Raw genomic sequence first — 15,960 nt, forward strand, 5'->3', positions numbered from 1 at the left:
TCAGACCGCCGCGCGAGCCGGCTCGTTCAGGGGTCCCGCGGTGCGGTCGCCCGCCATGCGCTTGACCACGAGCTCGGCCGAGATCAGGCACATGGGGAGTCCGATGCCCGGAAGCACCGAGGTTCCCGCGTAGTACAGGTTCGACACCTTCCGCGAGCGGTTCTTCGGACGGAAGATCGCGCTCTGGCCCAGCGTGTGCGCGAGCCCGAGCGAATTGCCGTGCCACGCGTGCAGGTCCTGGGCGAAGTCCTCGGGTGCGATGGTCTTCCGCACGACGATGCGCTCGGCGAAGTCCGGGATGCCGGTCCACTCGCCGATCTGCGCGATCACCCGGTCGGCGGCGGCCTCGATGCGCGGGTCGCCGGCACCGGCGACCCCGCCGCGGCCGCTGACGGGATCCGCGGGTACGGGCACCAGGACGAAGAGGTTCTCGTGTCCCGCAGGAGCGACGGAGTCGTCCGAGGCGCTCGGCCGACACACGTAGATGGACGCGGGGTCGGGGATGCGCTTGTTCTCGCCGAAGATCGCGTCGAAGTTGGTGTGCCAGTCGTCGGTGAAGAGCAGCGTGTGGTGGGTGAGCTGCGGAAGCTCTCCCTTCACGCCGAGCAGGAGCAGCAGCGCCCCGGGGCTCGGCACGCGGTCCTTCCACCACTTCTCCGGGTACTGCCGATCACCCTCTTCCAGCAGCTGGGTCTCGGTGTGGTGGAGGTCGGCGCCCGAGACCACGGCATCCGCCGGAACGATCCGGCCGTCCGCGAGCCGCACGCCGCGGGCGATGCCGTCGTCGGTGATGATCGCCTCGACGGGGACGCCGGTCTCGATCTGCACGCCGCGCTCTCGGGCGAGCCGCTCGATCGCGGCGATGATCTCGGTGAAACCGCCGCGCGGGTAGAGCACGCCATCGCCGAGGTCGAGGTGGCTCATGAGGTGGTACAGGCTCGGCACCTCGAACGGGGATCCACCGAGGAAGACCGACGGATAGGCGAGGATCTGCTGCAGCCGCGGGTTCGAGAAGTCCCGCGTCACGCGCTTCCACAGCGTCTGCGTGAGCAGCGGGATGAGCGTGGGGAGCCGCTTGACGAGCGCGGGGTCGCGCAGCCCCTGCGTCGAGGAGTAGGTGTCGTACAGGAACTTCGACGTCGACAGCTCGTACGCGTCCTTCGCCGAGTCGAGGTACGCCTCGACCTTGTCGCCGGAACCGGGCTCGTGCTCTTCGAACAGCGCACGGACGGCATCCCGGCCGGACACCACGTCGATGGGCTCGCCCTTCCCGGGAGGACCGTACACGCGGTACGCGGGGTCCAGGCGCACCAGGTCGAGCTGTTCCGCGGCGCTCGTACCGAGCAGGCGGAAGAAGTGGTCGAAGACCTCGGGCATGAGGTACCAGCTGGGCCCGGTGTCGAAACGGAAGCCGTCGCTCTCCCACGACCCGGCGCGACCACCGAGCTGCTCGCGGCCCTCGAACAGGTGGACGTCGTGTCCCTGGTCGGCCAGGAGCGCGGCGGTGCCGAGGCCGGCGATCCCTCCTCCGACGACGACGATGCGCTGCGAGGTCATGCGTGGGCCCCTTTCGGTGGGCGTCCGAGGAAGGCGCGCACCGCGAGGGTCGCCTTCACTGCGTCCGGGACGCGGACGCGCGGCGCGCCCGCGGGGGTGCGGCGCAGACGCCGCGAGAGTTCGGCGAAGAGGTCGTGCGCGGCCGTGACCGCGCGGCGGCAGTCCGGCGGCAGGAACGGCACGGTCGCGGCGGCGGCCGCGAGGTCGGCGTCGATGCGGTCGAGGACCGCCGTGCGACGCTCGTCGTCGGCGGCGCCGTCGAGGTAGTCGCGGCCGAGGCGGGTGGCGTCGTCGTCGAGGTCGCGGAGGAAGTTCACGTCCTGGAAGGCCGCCCCCAGCCGACGGGCCCCGTCGACGAGGTCGGCGGCGGGACGCGCCGGCTCGGACATCCCCGCGTTGAGGAACACCTGCAGGCACATCAGGCCGACCACCTCGGCCGACCCGTACACGTACGCGTCGTGCGACGCGTCGTCGTGGGCGGCGGTGTCGAGGTCGGTGCGCATCGAGGCGAAGAACGGGGCGATGAGCTCGTCGCCGATGCCGCACTCGCGGGCGGTGCGCGCGAACGCGTGGACGACGAGGTTCGCGCTGAAGCCCGAGGCGATGGCATCCCGCACCTCGTCCTCGAGCGCGTCGAGCGTGGCACGTTCCTGCGCGGGGGAGAGCCCGGCGTCGTGCGCGGGGCCGTCCACGATCTCGTCGGCCACGCGGACCAGGGCGTAGATGTTCCGGACGTGCGGCCGCGGACGGGGGCCGAGAAGGCGGCAGGCCAGGGCGAACGAGGTCGAGTAGCGGTTGATCACCGCGGCGGCGGCGTCGTCGGCCGTGCGGGTGTACAGGTCCAGGCCGGTCGCGGTCGCGCTCACGGGACGCGTCCCTGCACGGCGTCGACGAGGTCGTGCAGCATCGTGCGGCACTCCTCCGGAAGGGTGGATGCCGTGACGATCGCGCGCGCTTCGTCCAGAGTCTCGCGGACGAGGTCTTCCAGCCGCGCCCGCGCGCCGGACTCGCTGAGCGCCCGCTGGGCCGCGCGGATCGCGACCGGGCCGGTGTGCGCCTGCGCGAGCGCTTCGCTCACCGCGGGCCACGACTCGGTCTCGCGGGCCAGGACGATGAGGTGCGTCTTCTTCGCCTCGCGGAGGTCGCATCCTTCGTCCTTGCCCGAGACCTCGGGCGAGCCGAAGGCGCCGATGAGGTCGTCCACCAACTGGTACGCCAGGCCGAGGCGCTGCCCGAAGCGTTCGAGGGCGGCACGGACGGGGCCGTCGGCGCCGGCGAGCACCGCTCCCGCTTCGAGGGGAGCCGAGAACGAGTACACCGCGGTCTTGTCGTGCGTGGTGCGCAGGATGGTCTCGGCATCCACATCACGGGCGGACACGGCGTTCTCGACATCGGCGAGCTCTCCGGCGGCGGAGATCAGAACAGCGTCCTCGAGGAGGCGGAGGAGGTCGCCGCGCACGCCCGTCGGAAGATCAGCCAGAGCGACCAGACGCCCGGCCTCGTGGAGCAGCAGGTCTCCGGCCAAGATGCCGGCCGCATCTCCGAGGAGCGCGGCGCCCGTGGCATCCGCGCCCCGCTCTTCGCCCCGGGCCCGGAACTCGCCGCCGACATTGGCGACGCCGCGTCGCTCGGTGTCGTGGTCGATGACGTCGTCGTGGACGACGAAGGCGGTGTGCAGGAGTTCGAACGCGGCGGCGACCTGGTAGAGCGCTGCACGATCGGTCTCGGCACCGCCGAGCGTGTCGAACGCGGCGACCACGAGGAGCGGCCGGAACCTCTTGCCGCCCCGGGCGGAGCGGGCGATCGCGGATGCCAGGGCCCGGGCGCCGTCGCCATGGTCGCGGAGGCGTCGGGCGAGACGGATCAGAACGGTGTCGATCGCGTCGTCGATGGCGGCGCGCGCCGTGGGTGTGGTGGAGAGAGCGATCATGAGGCCGCCCGGATGGCCGGCGGGGAGGAGAACAGGTGAAGCTGCTGTGCCTGGAGAACGAGCCACGGGCTGAACGCCCACGGCGTGGCCTCGAGCGCGGCGGCGAGGTCGGCGGGGTCGACCCAGCGCGATTCCGCGACCTCGGACGGGTTCAGCCGCGGCTCCTCGTGGGTACGGGCGACGTACACCGGGCAGATCTCGTGCTCGACGATGCCGCTGGCGTCGACCGCGCGATAGCGGAAGAGCGGAAGGGCGAGCTCGACGTCGGAGATCGTGAGTCCAACCTCGAAGGCGGCGCGACGGTGAACGGCCTGCAGGACGGGCTCGGCCGGACCCGGGTGGCCGCAGAACGAATTCGTCCAGACGCCCGGCCACGTCTTCTTGTCGAGCGCGCGACGCGTGACGAGCACCTGACCGTCGGCGTTGACGACGTGGCAGGAGAACGCCAGGTGAAGAGCCGTGTCGGTGCCGTGCACACTCGCCTTCGGTGCCGTTCCGATCTCGTTGCCCCAGTCGTCCAGGAGGACGACATACTCGGTCTCGCTCATCGTGCCTCCTGTTTGCTAGTTTAGCTAGCGATGTCAGCCGACTATACCCAGAGCGAAACGGAGGTGTCCACCGTGTCCGTCGTCGACGCTTTTCGTGCTAACAGACCCGGTGTCGTCCGTGCGATGGAGTCGGTCCGCGCTCTGAGCGATGCCCTCGACCGCATGAACAGCGGCATGAAGGGCGACATGGACATGAACGCCAGCGACCTCGCGACGCTGCGGATGCTGATCATCCGCGAGCAGCGCGGACAGATGGTCAGCCCGCACGATGTGGCATCTCACCTGCGGATCTCCACGGCATCCACGACCAAGCTGCTCGATCGGCTCGCGGCGTCCGGGCATCTCGAGCGGCGTCCGCACCCCTCCGACGGCCGGGCGCGCGTGGTGGTCCTGACGCCGAAATCCCGAGCGGAGTTCTTCCGGCACTTCGGTGCGCACCTCGCGGCGATGGTCGCGGTGGCGGAGGGATTCTCCGACGAGCAGCTCGCGACGATCGCCGAGTTCGTCGACGGACTGAGCGAGGCCATCAGCGGGTCCGATTGAGTGCCCCCCGCGCCACGCGGAGGCCGACGTCGTCGAAGATCGCTCGCGGATTGGCGCCGCGACGCGCGGAGGCGCGGACGACCGCGCGCGCATCGCTCCACCCGCCGCCGCGGAACACCCGGGCGTCGCTCGTCTCGGGCGCGAAGAGATCCCAGCACCACTCCGACACGTTGCCGAGGATGTCGAACAGGCCGTGGAGGTTCGGGAGGCGTCCGCCGACCTCGACCGGTCCGCGCAGGCCGTCGCCCGCGGTCCACGCGATCTCTGCGATCGGTCCGTAGGTGGATCCTGTGGATCCCGCCCGGCACGCGTACTCCCACTCGTCCTCGGTCGGCAGTCGGAAGCCGTCGGCCTCCGTGTCCCAGTCGACGACTTCGCCGTCGTACGCGTAGACAGGATCCCGGCCCTCCCACTCGCTCAGCGCGTTGCAGAAGCGCACCGCGCGCAACCAGCTCACCTGCACGGCGGGGCGGCGCGGGTTCTGGGCCGTGATGCCGAGGATCTCCGCCATCTGCTCCTCGGTCACCGGGTAGACACCGATGTCGAACGCCTCGACGGTGATCTCGCGGCGGTCCTCGCCCCGCTGGTCTCCGCGCAGCACGCTTCCGGCGGGGATGCGGGTCATCTCGACGTCGCTCATCGCCGCCCGCCCGTCTCGCTGCCGGATCGGTCGTCCGTGGAGCGGGGGGAGGGGTCGCGTGAGTGACGGAGCATGGTTCCAGTGAATCGGTCTCGACCCGGTCTGACAGCCGGGTTGACGGAACGGCGCCGAAATCGGAAGGGCGATGCCGCTCAGTAGTCGTCGCCCGGCCACATTCCTTCGGGCAGGACGAAACAGGGGGAGAAGGACAGGATCTGCACGAAGGTCTTGTCGACGGAGAGCGCGACGAGGTACCCCTGCCCGAATTCGCCGATGACGTGAGCCCTCGGCTCCCCGTCGGACGTCAGATCCGTATTCGTCCGGTAGGAGTCGCTCCCGTCGTAGGTCTGGGCGATGTTCTCGGTGACGGCTGCCCCGTCGTAGGTGGCTCCCTCGGTGAGCACGACCTTGGTCTGACCGGTCCATTGATAGGCGCGGTCGCCGCTGCACGACATCAGAACACCCGTCTGGTCTTGGTCGACGGAGGCCACGACATCGGCCGGCACCAGGGCGGCCAACTCCCGCTCCATCCGCATCGCGGTCGCTTTGGCGTCCTCGAGCGTCAGGGATGTGTCCACGGCTCCGGGACCACCCGGCGCGACGCATCCGGCGAGGACCGCGGAGAGGGCGCCGAGGACGGCGAGGGCGGTGATGTGCCGTCGCTTCATCGAGATCATCCTTCTTTCCCTTCGCCCGGCACCGATTCTTCGATCTATTGACGACGAGCCGAATGTCGAGAACGAGGTGGATGACGCACGGCTAGTACTTCTGGCTGGGAGACATGCCCTCGGGGAGGACGAAGCAGGGCGAGAAGGACACGATCTCAGCCGCTCAACACGGCCACGTCGGTCGAATACTGCCCACCCATGTGAACCACCGTAATCAGACGCCGGATTCCGTCGCGGGGGCTTGCAGGGAGCTGTGGACGAGTCGTCTCGGAGTGAGGCCTTCAGATGAGGTCGCGTCGCCGGGGGAAAGCCGAAGGCCCCGGATCCGAGGATCCGGGGCCTTCATTTGTTGCGGGGACAGGATTTGAACCTGCGACCTCTGGGTTATGAGCCCAGCGAGCTACCGAGCTGCTCCACCCCGCGGCACAAGAGATAAACCTAGCACGGGTTTCGGGTCGTGTCGAATCGACGTTGATTCGGGCGTGCTCGACGAGTCATGATTCGGGGATGCTGACCCCCACCGACGACCCGCGAGACGACCTCCGCGACGGCCGCCCCGAGAGTGCGGCGCAGCGCGCCGACCGCAACTGGGCGGACGTCCTGCAGGAACTCCGGGTGCTGCAGACCGGCACCCAGATCCTCACGGGGTTCCTCCTGGCACTGGCATTTCAGCCGGCTTTCGTCGACCTGAGCGGACCGCAGCGCACCGGCTACCTCGTGCTCGTCGGACTCTCCGCTCTGACCGCGATCCTCGCCCTCGCCCCGGTCGCGCTGCACCGCGCGGTCTTCCACCGCGGTGTGAAGCCCGTCGTCGTCCGGTTCGGTCATCGCGCCCTCATCGCCGCGCTCACTGCGGTGGCGGTGCTCCTGACAGGCGTCGTGGCGTTCGTGTTCGACGTGGTCGTCGGTGTCGACGCCGCCGTGGTCGCCGTGGTCGTGCTCGTGGTCGTGATCCTCGTACTGTGGGTCGTGGGTCCGGCGGTCCTGCGCCGGCTCAGCGGCGAGAACCGGGTCAGCGGTGAGAGCCGGTCGGGTGACGGGAAGGGACGCGGATGACGCACGACAGCGTGGGAGTGGCGGTGGCGCAGTTCGCCCCGACCGCGTCGAAGCAGACCAACCTGGATGCCATCGGCGACCTCGCCCGCACGGCCGCCGCCCGCGGCGCCCGGGTGATCGTGTTCCCCGAGTACTCCAGCTACTTCGTCGACCCGTTCGACGCGTCGCTCTCCGAGAACGCCGAAGACCTGGGCGGTCCGTTCACGAGCGCACTCCAGGCCCTCGCCACCGAGTTGGACGTCGTGCTCGTCGCGGGGCTCGTGGAGCGGGCCGACGACGGGCGCCGCGTGCGCAATGCCGTCGTGGCCGTCGGGGGCGCCGGCATCCGGGCCGTGTATCGCAAGCTGCACCTCTACGACGCGTTCGGTCAGCGTGAGTCGGACTGGGTGGCCCCCGGCGAGATCGCGCCTCCCGAGACCTTCGAGGTGGACGGTCTGCGCTTCGGCCTCATGACCTGCTACGACCTGCGGTTCCCCGAGGTGGCGAGGACCCTCGCCGACGCGGGGGTGGACGTGGCGCTCGTTCCTGCGGAGTGGGTGCGCGGCCCGCTGAAGGAGCATCACTGGACGACGCTGCTCACGGCGCGAGCGATCGAGAACACGTTCTTCGTCGCCGGCGCCGACCACCCGCCACCGCTCGGGGTCGGTCACTCGACGGTCATCGACCCGCAGGGCGTCGCGCTCGCCACGATCGGGAAGGCCACCGACGTCGTCGTCGCCCACATCGATCCCGGCGCGATCGCCCGGGTGCGGCGCGTGAACCCGGCGCTCGAACTGCGTCGTTTCCGGGTCACCCCGCGCTGACGCCCGCGGTCAGCCCCGTGCCAGGGCGGAGAGGCGTTCCACCGCGTCGGTGAGCACGTCCACGCGCTTGCACGCGGCGAAGCGCACCAGCGTCGCGTAGTCGGCTCGGTGGTCCGGCGACGCGAAAGCCGTGAGCGGGATGCCGACGACGCCCGCCCGCGCGGGCAGCTCGCGGCAGAACGCATCGGCGTCCGTGGCGCCGAGGGGAGCGGCATCCACGACCGTGAAATACGAACCCCCGGGAGTGCTGACGTCGAAGCCGGCGGCGCGCAGCCCCGTGCCCAGGAGATCCGCCTTCGCCTTCATCTCGCCGGCCACCGCGGCGAAGAACGTCTCGGGAAGCCGCAGGCCCGCCGCGATCGCCGGCTGGAACGGCGAACCGCCGACGTAGGTGAGGAACTGCTTCACGGCCAGCACCGCGGACACGAGTTCGGCGGGACCGGTGACCCATCCGGTCTTCCAGCCCGTGAGCGAGAACGTCTTGCCCGCCGACGAGATGGAGAGCGTGCGCTCCGCCGCGCCCGGGAGGGTGGCGATGGGGACGTGAGGGCCGTCGAAGACCAGGTGCTCGTACACCTCGTCGGTCACGATGATCGCGTCGTGCCGATGCGCGAGACGGATCACCTCGTCGAGGACCTCGCGGGAGAACACCGAACCCGTCGGATTGTGAGGGTCGTTCACGAGGATCACGCGCGTCCGGTCCGAGACGGCGGATGCCAGCACCTCGAGGTCGGGTTGAAAATCCGGCCAGCGCAGGGGCACGGGGACGAGCCGCGCGCCCGCCAGGGCCACACAGGCGGCGTAGGAGTCGTAGTACGGCTCGAAGACGACGACCTCGTCGTCCGGGCCGTCGATGAGCGCGAGAAGGGTGGAGGAGAGGGCCTCGGTGGCTCCCACCGTCACCAGCACCTGTCGGGACGGGTCGAGCTCGATGCCGTAGAAGCGCTGCTGGTGTTCGGCGATCGCCGTCAACAGCTCGGGAAAGCCTCGGCCGGGCGCGTACTGGTTCACGCCGTCCGCGATCGCGCGCCGCGCGGCCTCGAGGACCACGTCGGGTCCGTCCTCGTCGGGGAAGCCCTGGCCGAGGTTGAGGGCACCGGTCGAGGCGGCCAGAGCCGTCATCTCGGCGAAGATCGTCGGAACCGAGGTGCCGTCGGGGGCGATGAGGCCCGCGCCGAGCGCGGTGCGGCGCCAGGCGCCGGGGAGGTCGTGCATGATGCGGATGCCTTCGGGGAGAGGGGGCGGGAACCGCCGGGCCGAAACCCTCTCACCGTAGCGGAGCGGCCCCCGCGCAGGACCCCGCATGACCTCGCATTCCGTTCCTGCGACTCTGATAGATCGGACTCACCCGCGTCATAGGAACCGCACAGCATCCGGGGTCATGGTTGATCTCGCCTGGAAGAAGGAGCATCACATGAGCGACACCACGGACGACCGTCCCGAGGACAACCGCCCCACCAGCGACGCCGCCGCGCAGGGCGCGGTCCCCGCGTCGCACGAGACCACCCCCGCCGCCGACGCGACCCCGGTCGCACCCGCCGCGGAGTCCACCCCGGCGGCGCCGCCGGTTCCGACCCGCTCGCCGGCCGACGCCGCCGCGGCGTGGCCGCCGCCCGCGCAGGCCCCCGCCGCCGGTCAGGCGCCCACCGCGTCGCAGCCCGTCGCGCCGCACCAGCCGACGACGGCGCACTACGGAACCCCGCAGAACCCGGCGCCGCACGCCCACGGGTACGCCTCCGCGCCGAGCGGCGCGACCACCCCCGCCGGGCAGGCGTTCGGGCCCGCCGCGACGGGGACCTACGGCACGCACCCGACGCTGACGCTCCCCGAATCCGAGGTGGCCAAGCCGCGCAAGAAGAGCTCCGGCACCAAGATCGCCGCCCTCCTGATCGCCGCGGCGCTCGTCGGCGGCGGGGCCGGCCTCGGCGGTACCTACGCCGGTCTGGCCCTGTGGGGCGGGTCCAACGGTGCGACGGCCTCGGGGCCCACGGCGATCACCGTCAACGACCCGAGCGACGTCAACGCCACGGCCGCCGTGGCCGCCAAGGTCGTGCCGAGCGTCGTCACGATCAGCGCGACCGCGGGGACCTCGGGGGGCACCGGATCCGGTGTCATCCTGAGCGACGACGGCTACGTCCTGACCAACACGCACGTCGTCACCCTCGACGGTCAGAGCGGGAACACCACGCTCTCCGTCACCACGTCCGACGGGCGGGTGTACGCCGCGAAGCTCGTCGGCACCGACCCCACCTACGACCTCGCCGTGATCAAGCTCGAGAACGCCTCGAACCTGACCCCGATCGAGTGGGCGGACTCGTCGAAGCTCAACGTGGGTGACAACACGATCGCGGTCGGCGCACCCCTGGGCCTTGCGAACACCGTGACCACCGGCATCGTGAGTGCCTTGAACCGCTCCATCGAGGTCGCGTCGTCCGCGGCGCCGAGCGACAGCTCCGACTCGAGCGAGGGCAGCCAGGGCGGCCAGGGCAGCGGAGAGAGCCCGTTCTTCTTCGATTTCGGTCAGGGCCAGCAGAGCACGCAGGCGACCCAGACGATCAAGATCGCCGTCATCCAGACGGATGCCGCGATCAACCCCGGCAACTCCGGCGGCGCGCTCGTGGACGACGAGGGCAAGCTGATCGGCATCAACGTCGCGATCGCGAGCGCCGGCTCGTCCTCGTCGTCGAGCGGTCAGTCGGGCAACATCGGCGTCGGATTCTCGATCCCCTCCGACATCGCCAAGCGCGTCTCGCAGGAGATCATCGACAACGGCTCGGCGACCCACGGCCTGCTCGGCGCGAGCGTCCAGGACGCCGCATCCATCCAGGGCGCGACGACCACCGGCGCCTACGTCGCCGAGGTCACCGCCGGGGGCGCCGCCCAGGCCGGTGGTCTGCAGAAGGGCGACGTGATCACCGAGTTCAACGGCATCCCCGTCACCAGCTCCGTGGACCTCACGGCGCAGGTGCGCGCGCTCGCCGCGGGCTCCGAGGCCACGGTGACCTACCTCCGCGGCGGCAAGCAGGCCACCGCTCAGGTGACGCTGGGCTCGATGCCCGCCAGCTGAGCCCGCCGTTCCGGACGCCACCCCGCGATAGGCTCGCGGGGTGGCGTCTTTCTCGTTCGGTGCGGGGAATGCGCGAAAACTCCGGCGCATTCCGCTGTATCTCGCGGGGCGGCTGCTGACCGCGGTGGTCCCGCGTTCGCGGGACCGCTGGGTGTTCGGCTGCGCGATCGGCGTGGCCGACGGCGCCCTGGCCCTGTGGCGCGTGGCGGATGCCGCGGGCGAGCGGACGATGTGGCTCGTCGCCGACGAGGGTCAGATGCAGGAGGCCGAGAGGCTCGGCATCCCTTCCCTCCGGCGCGATTCGCTGCGGGGTCTGTGGGCGACGGCCCGAGCGCGTGTGGTCGTGGTGACCCACGGCTTCGGAGACGTCAACCGCTACGCGGTGGCGGGCGCGTTCGTCGTGCAGCTGTGGCATGGGATCCCGCTCAAGCGCATCGGTCTGGATTCGCCCGAGACGACCCGCAGTGCCCTGCTGCCGGGGTCTCGCGCCGTCACGCGGCTCCTGGCCGTGCTGTACCGGCGCACCATGCGCCAGATCTCCCTGCTCCCCGCCGCCTCGCATCTCGTCCGCGGCCGCCTGGAGAGCGCCTTCGGTCTCGACGACGCGCGGGTGCCCTTGACCGGCGAGCCGCGGGTCGACGTGCTCTCGCGAGGCACCGCCGACGAGCGGCGCAGCGCCGCGCGCGACGCGCTCGCCGCCGTGACGGGCAACGATCTCGGTGCTCGGCGCCTGGTGCTCTACGCCCCGACCTGGCGCGACGGCGATGTCGACCCGGCGATCCCCACGACCTCCGACGCGGACCGCATCGACGCGGTGCTGGCGCACCACGACGCCGTGCTGTTCGTGCGACCCCACCCGCTCGGAGCGGGGGAGTACCGCCTCACGAGCGAGCGCGTGGAGATGCTCGGAAGCGACCGCGTCGCCGACGTCACTCCGCTGCTGCCGGCTTTCGACGCCCTCGTCACCGACTTCTCCTCGCTCGCCTTCGACGCAGGACTCGTTCCGCTCCCGGTGGTGTTCTTCGCCCCCGACGTCGAGGCGTACATCGCGCGCCGAGGTGTCTATGGCCGATACCGCGACGTCGCCGGCGACGAGGTCCCGCGAACGTGGGAAGCCGCGCTCGCCCGGCTCGACGGCATCCTGGACGATCCGACCGACGCCGTGGAGGCCTCGCGCCGGTTGAGCGCGAGCGTGCACGCTCACCACGACGGGCGCAATGCCGAGCGGGTCCACCGCGCGATCCGCGCCCGACTGACCGCTCGTCGCTTCGCGGCGCCCCCGAGGAGGACCACCCCATGACCGACGTGCGCTTCCTCCACGACGACGGCCGCGCCGTGCTCGAGATCTCCGGAACGGGACCGCGGCCGACGGGCGTGACGCTCGAGGGTCCGCGCGCCCGCGTCACCGCGCGCCTGCACGGACGCGGACGGACTTGGCGGGCCGAGCTCCCCCTCCGCGCGGCGCGGTGGGGCGGACCCGAGCTGCCGCTTCCCACGGGCGAATACCGGCTGCGCATCGAACCGGGGGAGGCGACGGATGCCGCGCCCCCCGCGGCATCCCTGCCCCTCACGCAACTTCCGGGGCTCCGGGTGGAGTGGGATGGCCGACGGCTGCGTGTCGGTCCACCGGTCGACCCCGCCTACGACTCCGGCGAAGGGCAGGCCGCGCTCGAACGGCGGTACGCGACCTCTCGGCAGCCGCTGGAGAACGCCGTGTTCTTCGAGAGCTTCTACGGGCGCACCGCCGGCTGCAACCCGCTCGCCATCGATCGGGAGCTCGCGCGCGTGGCCCCCGCCGTCACGCGCTACTGGAGCGTCGTCGACCTGTCGGTGCACGTTCCCCCGGGGGCCGTCGCCGTGGTGGAGGGCAGCCCCGAATGGTGGCGTGCCCGGGCGGCGTCCCGACTGCTCGTCGTCAACGACTGGCTGCGTCGGAAGTTCGTCCGCAAGCCCGGTCAGCGTGTGCTGCAGACCTGGCACGGCACACCCCTGAAGCGCCTCGCGCTCCACCGCCCCGGCTTCGATCCGCGGAGGACACTGGCCGTTCTCCGCGAGAGCCGGCGGTGGGACGTGCTGCTCGCGCAGAGTCCCTACGCGGCGCGGCTCCTCTCCCGTGCGTACGCGTTCCTGCGGCGCCCCGTGTGGATCGAGGGGTATCCGCGCAACGACGTCCTCCAGACCGACGACGGCACCGCGACGCGCCGCGCGCTCGGCGTTGGGGCGGACGAGCGCGTCCTCCTCTACGCCCCGACGTGGCGCGACGACCGGGAGGCGATCGTCGACTTCCTCGATCCGTCCGCCCTGGCACGGGCCACGGATGCCGTGGTGCTCGTCCGCGGCCATACCCGGACGCTTCACCCGGGCGAGGACTCGCGCGGGCCGCGCGTCATCGACGTCACCGGCTACCCGGACACGGCGCGGCTGCTGGCGGCATCCGACGCCCTCATCACCGACTACTCGTCGGTGATGTTCGACTTCGCCATCACCGGCAAACCGATGTACTTCCTCGTGCCCGACCTCGAGCACTATCGCGGAGAGCTGCGCGGGTTCTACTTCGATCTGCTGGATGCCGCGCCCGGACCGGTCGTGCGGTCGCAGGACGACCTCGAGCGGGCGATCGCGGAGGTCGACCCGGCGATCTTCCGCGAACGCTACGAGCGGTTCCAGCGCGTGTTCGTCGCGCGCGAGGACGGTCGGGCGGCGGAGCGGGTCGTCGCCCGACTCCTCGACCAGGGATTCGTCGACCGGGAATGAGGCGGATGCCGCTGCTCAGGGCAGCGGCGTGTTGCGGCCGTCGAGCCGCGAGGTGTCGACGGTGTCGCGGGCTCCGCGCGCGACACCCCAGAGGAACCCGGCTCCCCAGGGCAGGTGCATCGAGGGCAGGACGGCCGCGGTCCAGGCGCGATCGCGCCATCCCCGGCCTCCGCCGCGCCCCAGGGCGACGACGGCGACGAGCACCCCGTACGCGGCGACGGGCACATGCACCGCGTGGGCCGCGGGGGAGCGCACGATCCCGAGAGCCTGCGCGACGGCGACGACGAGCGACAGTGCGGCCGCACCGACGAGTGCCGGGGGAGCGAAGAAGCGCAGGGAGTTGCGTCGACCGTAGCGCCGTACGAGTTCGCCGCGCCACGCGCCCGTCGCCCGGAATTGCCGCACCAGTCGCGTCCAGCTCTCCCGCGGCCAATAGACCACCGACAGCGCCGGATCGAACCACACGCGGTAGCCGGCGCGGCGGATGCGCAGGTTCAGCTCCCAGTCCTCGCCGCGGCGGAGGGTCTCGTCGAACCCGCCCACCTCCTCCAGCACGCTGCGCCGGAACACTCCCAGGTACGCCGACTCCGCCGGCCCTTCCTCGGTGCCTCCGTGGTACGCCCCGCCCCCGAGGCCGACGGGGGAGTTGTAGGCGCGGGCGACCGCGCGCTGGAACGGGGAGCGTCCGTCCGCCCGCATCACCCCGCCGACGTTCGCCGCGCGCGTGCGCCGGAGCGTCGTCAAGGCGCGTCGCGTGTATCCGGGCCGCAGCTCGGAGTGTGCGTCCACCCGCACGATCGTGGCGAAGCGGCTCCGACCGATCGCGAGGTTCAGCCCCACCGGGATATCGGCGGCGGGGTTGTTCACCAGCACCACCCGGGAGTCCGCGGCGGCGATCTCGCGGGCGATCTCGTCGCTGGCATCCGTGGACGGCCCGAGCGCCAGCACGAGTTCGACCGGGCCCGGCACGTCCTGCGCCAGCGTCGAGGCGACCGCGCGGCGCAGGTACCGCTCTTCGTTCAGGACGGGCATGACGAAGGTCACGCCGGCGTCGTCGGGGGGAACGGGCGCGTCTCGGCGGCCGGGGGTCGCGAGGTGCATCATTCCATCGTCCCACGACGACCTGGCCGGTACCCTGGAAGGATGCCCCTCGCCCGCGACGCCCGGCTCGCCGTCGGGCTCCTCCGCAAGGCCCTGGCCACCCGCCGTGCGCGCACCGACCTCCGCCGAGCGCTCGCCCAACGCGGACCCTTGCCGCAGAACCGCTTCCGCATCGCGGTCTACTTCGCCGACGGCCCCGTGAACATGTACCAGATGCGCCAGTGGTACGCACCGCTTCGCGAGCTCGCGCGCGAGTGGCCCGTCGTGGTGATCGCCCGCTCGATCCGCGGCGCCGACGCGCTGCTGCGCGACGACGCACTGCCGGTGGCCTACGCCCCCACGGTGCGCGACGTCGAACAGGTGCTCGACGAGCAGGACGTGCGGATCGTCTTCTACGTCAATCAGAACACCCGCAACTTCCAGATGTTCCGATACGGGCGGCGCTGGCACGTGTTCATCAACCACGGCGAGTCCGACAAGATGTACATGACGACCAACCAGTTCACCGCGTACGACTACGCGTTCGTCGCCGGTGACGCCGCTCGGGCGCGTCTGTCCCGGACGCTCTGGGACTACGACCTCGACCGCCGGACCTTCGCGATCGGCCGTCCGCAGGCCGATCACTACTCCGGTGACCTGCCCTACACGCCCGATGGTCGCCGCGTCGTGCTCTACGCCCCCACGTGGGAGGGGGATCGTCCCGCTGCCCACTACGGCTCGATCCTCACGCACGGCGAGGCGCTGGTGACGGCACTGCTGGCCACCGGCCGTCACCGGGTGATCTACCGACCCCATCCGCGGTCCGGCGTGGTCGACGCGGCCTACGGCGCGGCGAACGATCGGATCGTCGCCGCCCTCGGCGCCGCGAATGCCGCCGATCCGACCGCCCAGCACGTGCACGACACCGGGGCCGATCTCGGGTGGCAACTCGCCGCCGCGGACCTCGCGGTGGTCGACATCTCCGCGATGGTGTACGACCGGCTCGCCGCGGGGAGACCGCTGCTGGTCACGCGGCCCGTCGACCCGGAGGCCCTCGTGGACGACACCGGGTACCTGTCGGATGCCGAATGGCTGGATGCCGACTCCGCGGCCGACATCGTGGCACGCGCCGACCGGGTGCTGGACGACCCCGACGCCGTCGCGCGCCTCGACCACTGGGTGCGGTACTACTTCGGCGACACGGCTCCCGGGGCCTCGACCGAACGCTTCCACTCGGCGGTCCGCACGCTCATGGAGCGCTGGGAGAGCTGGAACGCGGGCGTCCCCGCGTGACCTCGCCGATGCCGGTCTCCG

General features: G+C 71.3%; 15 protein-coding genes and 1 tRNA gene. 7 read left to right on the forward strand and 9 right to left on the reverse strand.

Going from position 1 to position 15,960, the window contains the following annotated elements; genetic code table 11:
* The 4 genes from crtI to idi are packed head-to-tail and all read right to left on the reverse strand — an operon-like array spanning position 1 to position 4,035.
* Positions 1 to 1,557, reverse strand: a complete 1,557-nt coding sequence (gene crtI, locus QM517_RS02715) for a phytoene desaturase family protein (RefSeq protein WP_283285023.1) — start codon at positions 1,555 to 1,557, stop codon at positions 1 to 3.
* Positions 1,554 to 2,423: a phytoene/squalene synthase family protein gene (locus tag QM517_RS02720; protein ID WP_283285025.1), complete on the reverse strand. Its 870-nt coding sequence runs from the start codon at positions 2,421 to 2,423 to the stop codon at positions 1,554 to 1,556. The genes crtI and QM517_RS02720 overlap by 4 nt, the downstream gene beginning before the upstream one ends.
* A complete protein-coding gene (locus QM517_RS02725; RefSeq protein ID WP_283285026.1) occupies positions 2,420 to 3,487 on the reverse strand; it encodes a polyprenyl synthetase family protein in 1,068 nt (355 codons plus the stop codon). Before QM517_RS02725 ends, QM517_RS02720 begins: the two co-directional genes overlap by 4 nt.
* Positions 3,484 to 4,035: an isopentenyl-diphosphate Delta-isomerase gene (gene idi / locus QM517_RS02730; RefSeq protein ID WP_278101951.1), complete on the reverse strand. Its 552-nt coding sequence runs from the start codon at positions 4,033 to 4,035 to the stop codon at positions 3,484 to 3,486. Before idi ends, QM517_RS02725 begins: the two co-directional genes overlap by 4 nt.
* Before the next feature lie 72 nt (positions 4,036 to 4,107).
* On the opposite strand from idi, the gene QM517_RS02735 reads away from it, so the two are divergent.
* Positions 4,108 to 4,578: a MarR family winged helix-turn-helix transcriptional regulator gene (locus tag QM517_RS02735; RefSeq protein ID WP_238592376.1), complete on the forward strand. Its 471-nt coding sequence runs from the start codon at positions 4,108 to 4,110 to the stop codon at positions 4,576 to 4,578.
* On the opposite strand, the gene QM517_RS02740 is transcribed toward QM517_RS02735, so the two are convergent.
* The 3 genes from QM517_RS02740 to QM517_RS02750 form a co-directional block, all read right to left on the reverse strand.
* Positions 4,562 to 5,218 carry a formylglycine-generating enzyme family protein gene (locus QM517_RS02740; RefSeq protein WP_278101950.1) on the reverse strand — a complete coding sequence of 219 codons (657 nt, stop codon included), beginning with the start codon at positions 5,216 to 5,218 and terminating at the stop codon, positions 4,562 to 4,564. The two genes, QM517_RS02735 and QM517_RS02740, sit on opposite strands and share 17 nt — an antisense overlap.
* Before the next feature lie 152 nt (positions 5,219 to 5,370).
* A complete protein-coding gene (locus QM517_RS02745; protein WP_283285030.1) occupies positions 5,371 to 5,886 on the reverse strand; it encodes a hypothetical protein in 516 nt (171 codons plus the stop codon).
* A 349-nt stretch (positions 5,887 to 6,235) separates the two neighbouring features.
* Positions 6,236 to 6,309, reverse strand: a tRNA-Met gene (locus QM517_RS02750).
* 84 nt (positions 6,310 to 6,393) lie between these two features.
* Between QM517_RS02750 and QM517_RS02755 the strand changes: the two genes are divergently transcribed.
* The gene (locus QM517_RS02755; protein ID WP_283285033.1) at positions 6,394 to 6,942 is read left to right on the forward strand and encodes a DUF6328 family protein; all 549 of its coding nucleotides are present in this window, start codon (positions 6,394 to 6,396) and stop codon (positions 6,940 to 6,942) included.
* Complete coding sequence (locus tag QM517_RS02760; RefSeq protein WP_283285036.1) at positions 6,939 to 7,745, forward strand: carbon-nitrogen hydrolase family protein; 807 nt, start codon at positions 6,939 to 6,941, stop codon at positions 7,743 to 7,745. Before QM517_RS02755 ends, QM517_RS02760 begins: the two co-directional genes overlap by 4 nt.
* A 9-nt stretch (positions 7,746 to 7,754) precedes the next feature.
* Here QM517_RS02760 and QM517_RS02765 read toward each other — a convergent pair whose 3' ends face one another.
* Positions 7,755 to 8,960 carry an aminotransferase class I/II-fold pyridoxal phosphate-dependent enzyme gene (locus tag QM517_RS02765; RefSeq protein WP_283285038.1) on the reverse strand — a complete coding sequence of 402 codons (1,206 nt, stop codon included), beginning with the start codon at positions 8,958 to 8,960 and terminating at the stop codon, positions 7,755 to 7,757.
* Positions 8,961 to 9,159: 199 nt separating this feature from the next.
* Here QM517_RS02765 and QM517_RS02770 point away from each other — a divergent pair, with 199 nt between their 5' ends.
* The 3 genes from QM517_RS02770 to QM517_RS02780 are packed head-to-tail and all read left to right on the forward strand — an operon-like array spanning position 9,160 to position 13,566.
* Positions 9,160 to 10,812: a S1C family serine protease gene (locus QM517_RS02770; protein ID WP_283285041.1), complete on the forward strand. Its 1,653-nt coding sequence runs from the start codon at positions 9,160 to 9,162 to the stop codon at positions 10,810 to 10,812.
* A gap of 40 nt (positions 10,813 to 10,852) precedes the next feature.
* A complete protein-coding gene (locus QM517_RS02775; protein WP_283285043.1) occupies positions 10,853 to 12,112 on the forward strand; it encodes a CDP-glycerol glycerophosphotransferase family protein in 1,260 nt (419 codons plus the stop codon).
* The gene (locus QM517_RS02780) at positions 12,109 to 13,566 is read left to right on the forward strand and encodes a CDP-glycerol glycerophosphotransferase family protein (RefSeq protein ID WP_283285044.1); all 1,458 of its coding nucleotides are present in this window, start codon (positions 12,109 to 12,111) and stop codon (positions 13,564 to 13,566) included. The genes QM517_RS02775 and QM517_RS02780 overlap by 4 nt, the downstream gene beginning before the upstream one ends.
* 15 nt (positions 13,567 to 13,581) lie before the next feature.
* Here the strand turns inward: QM517_RS02780 and QM517_RS02785 are convergent, their stop codons facing one another.
* Positions 13,582 to 14,667 (reverse strand): glycosyltransferase family 2 protein, encoded by a 1,086-nt coding sequence (locus tag QM517_RS02785; protein WP_303655380.1) that lies wholly within the window; start codon positions 14,665 to 14,667, stop codon positions 13,582 to 13,584.
* Positions 14,668 to 14,709: 42 nt separating this feature from the next.
* Between QM517_RS02785 and QM517_RS02790 the strand changes: the two genes are divergently transcribed.
* Positions 14,710 to 15,939, forward strand: a complete 1,230-nt coding sequence (locus tag QM517_RS02790) for a CDP-glycerol glycerophosphotransferase family protein (RefSeq protein ID WP_283285048.1) — start codon at positions 14,710 to 14,712, stop codon at positions 15,937 to 15,939.
* The last annotated feature ends 21 nt before the right edge of the window (positions 15,940 to 15,960 follow it).

Source organism: Microbacterium sp. IEGM 1404 (assembly GCF_030056775.1).
GTDB lineage: Bacteria > Actinomycetota > Actinomycetes > Actinomycetales > Microbacteriaceae > Microbacterium.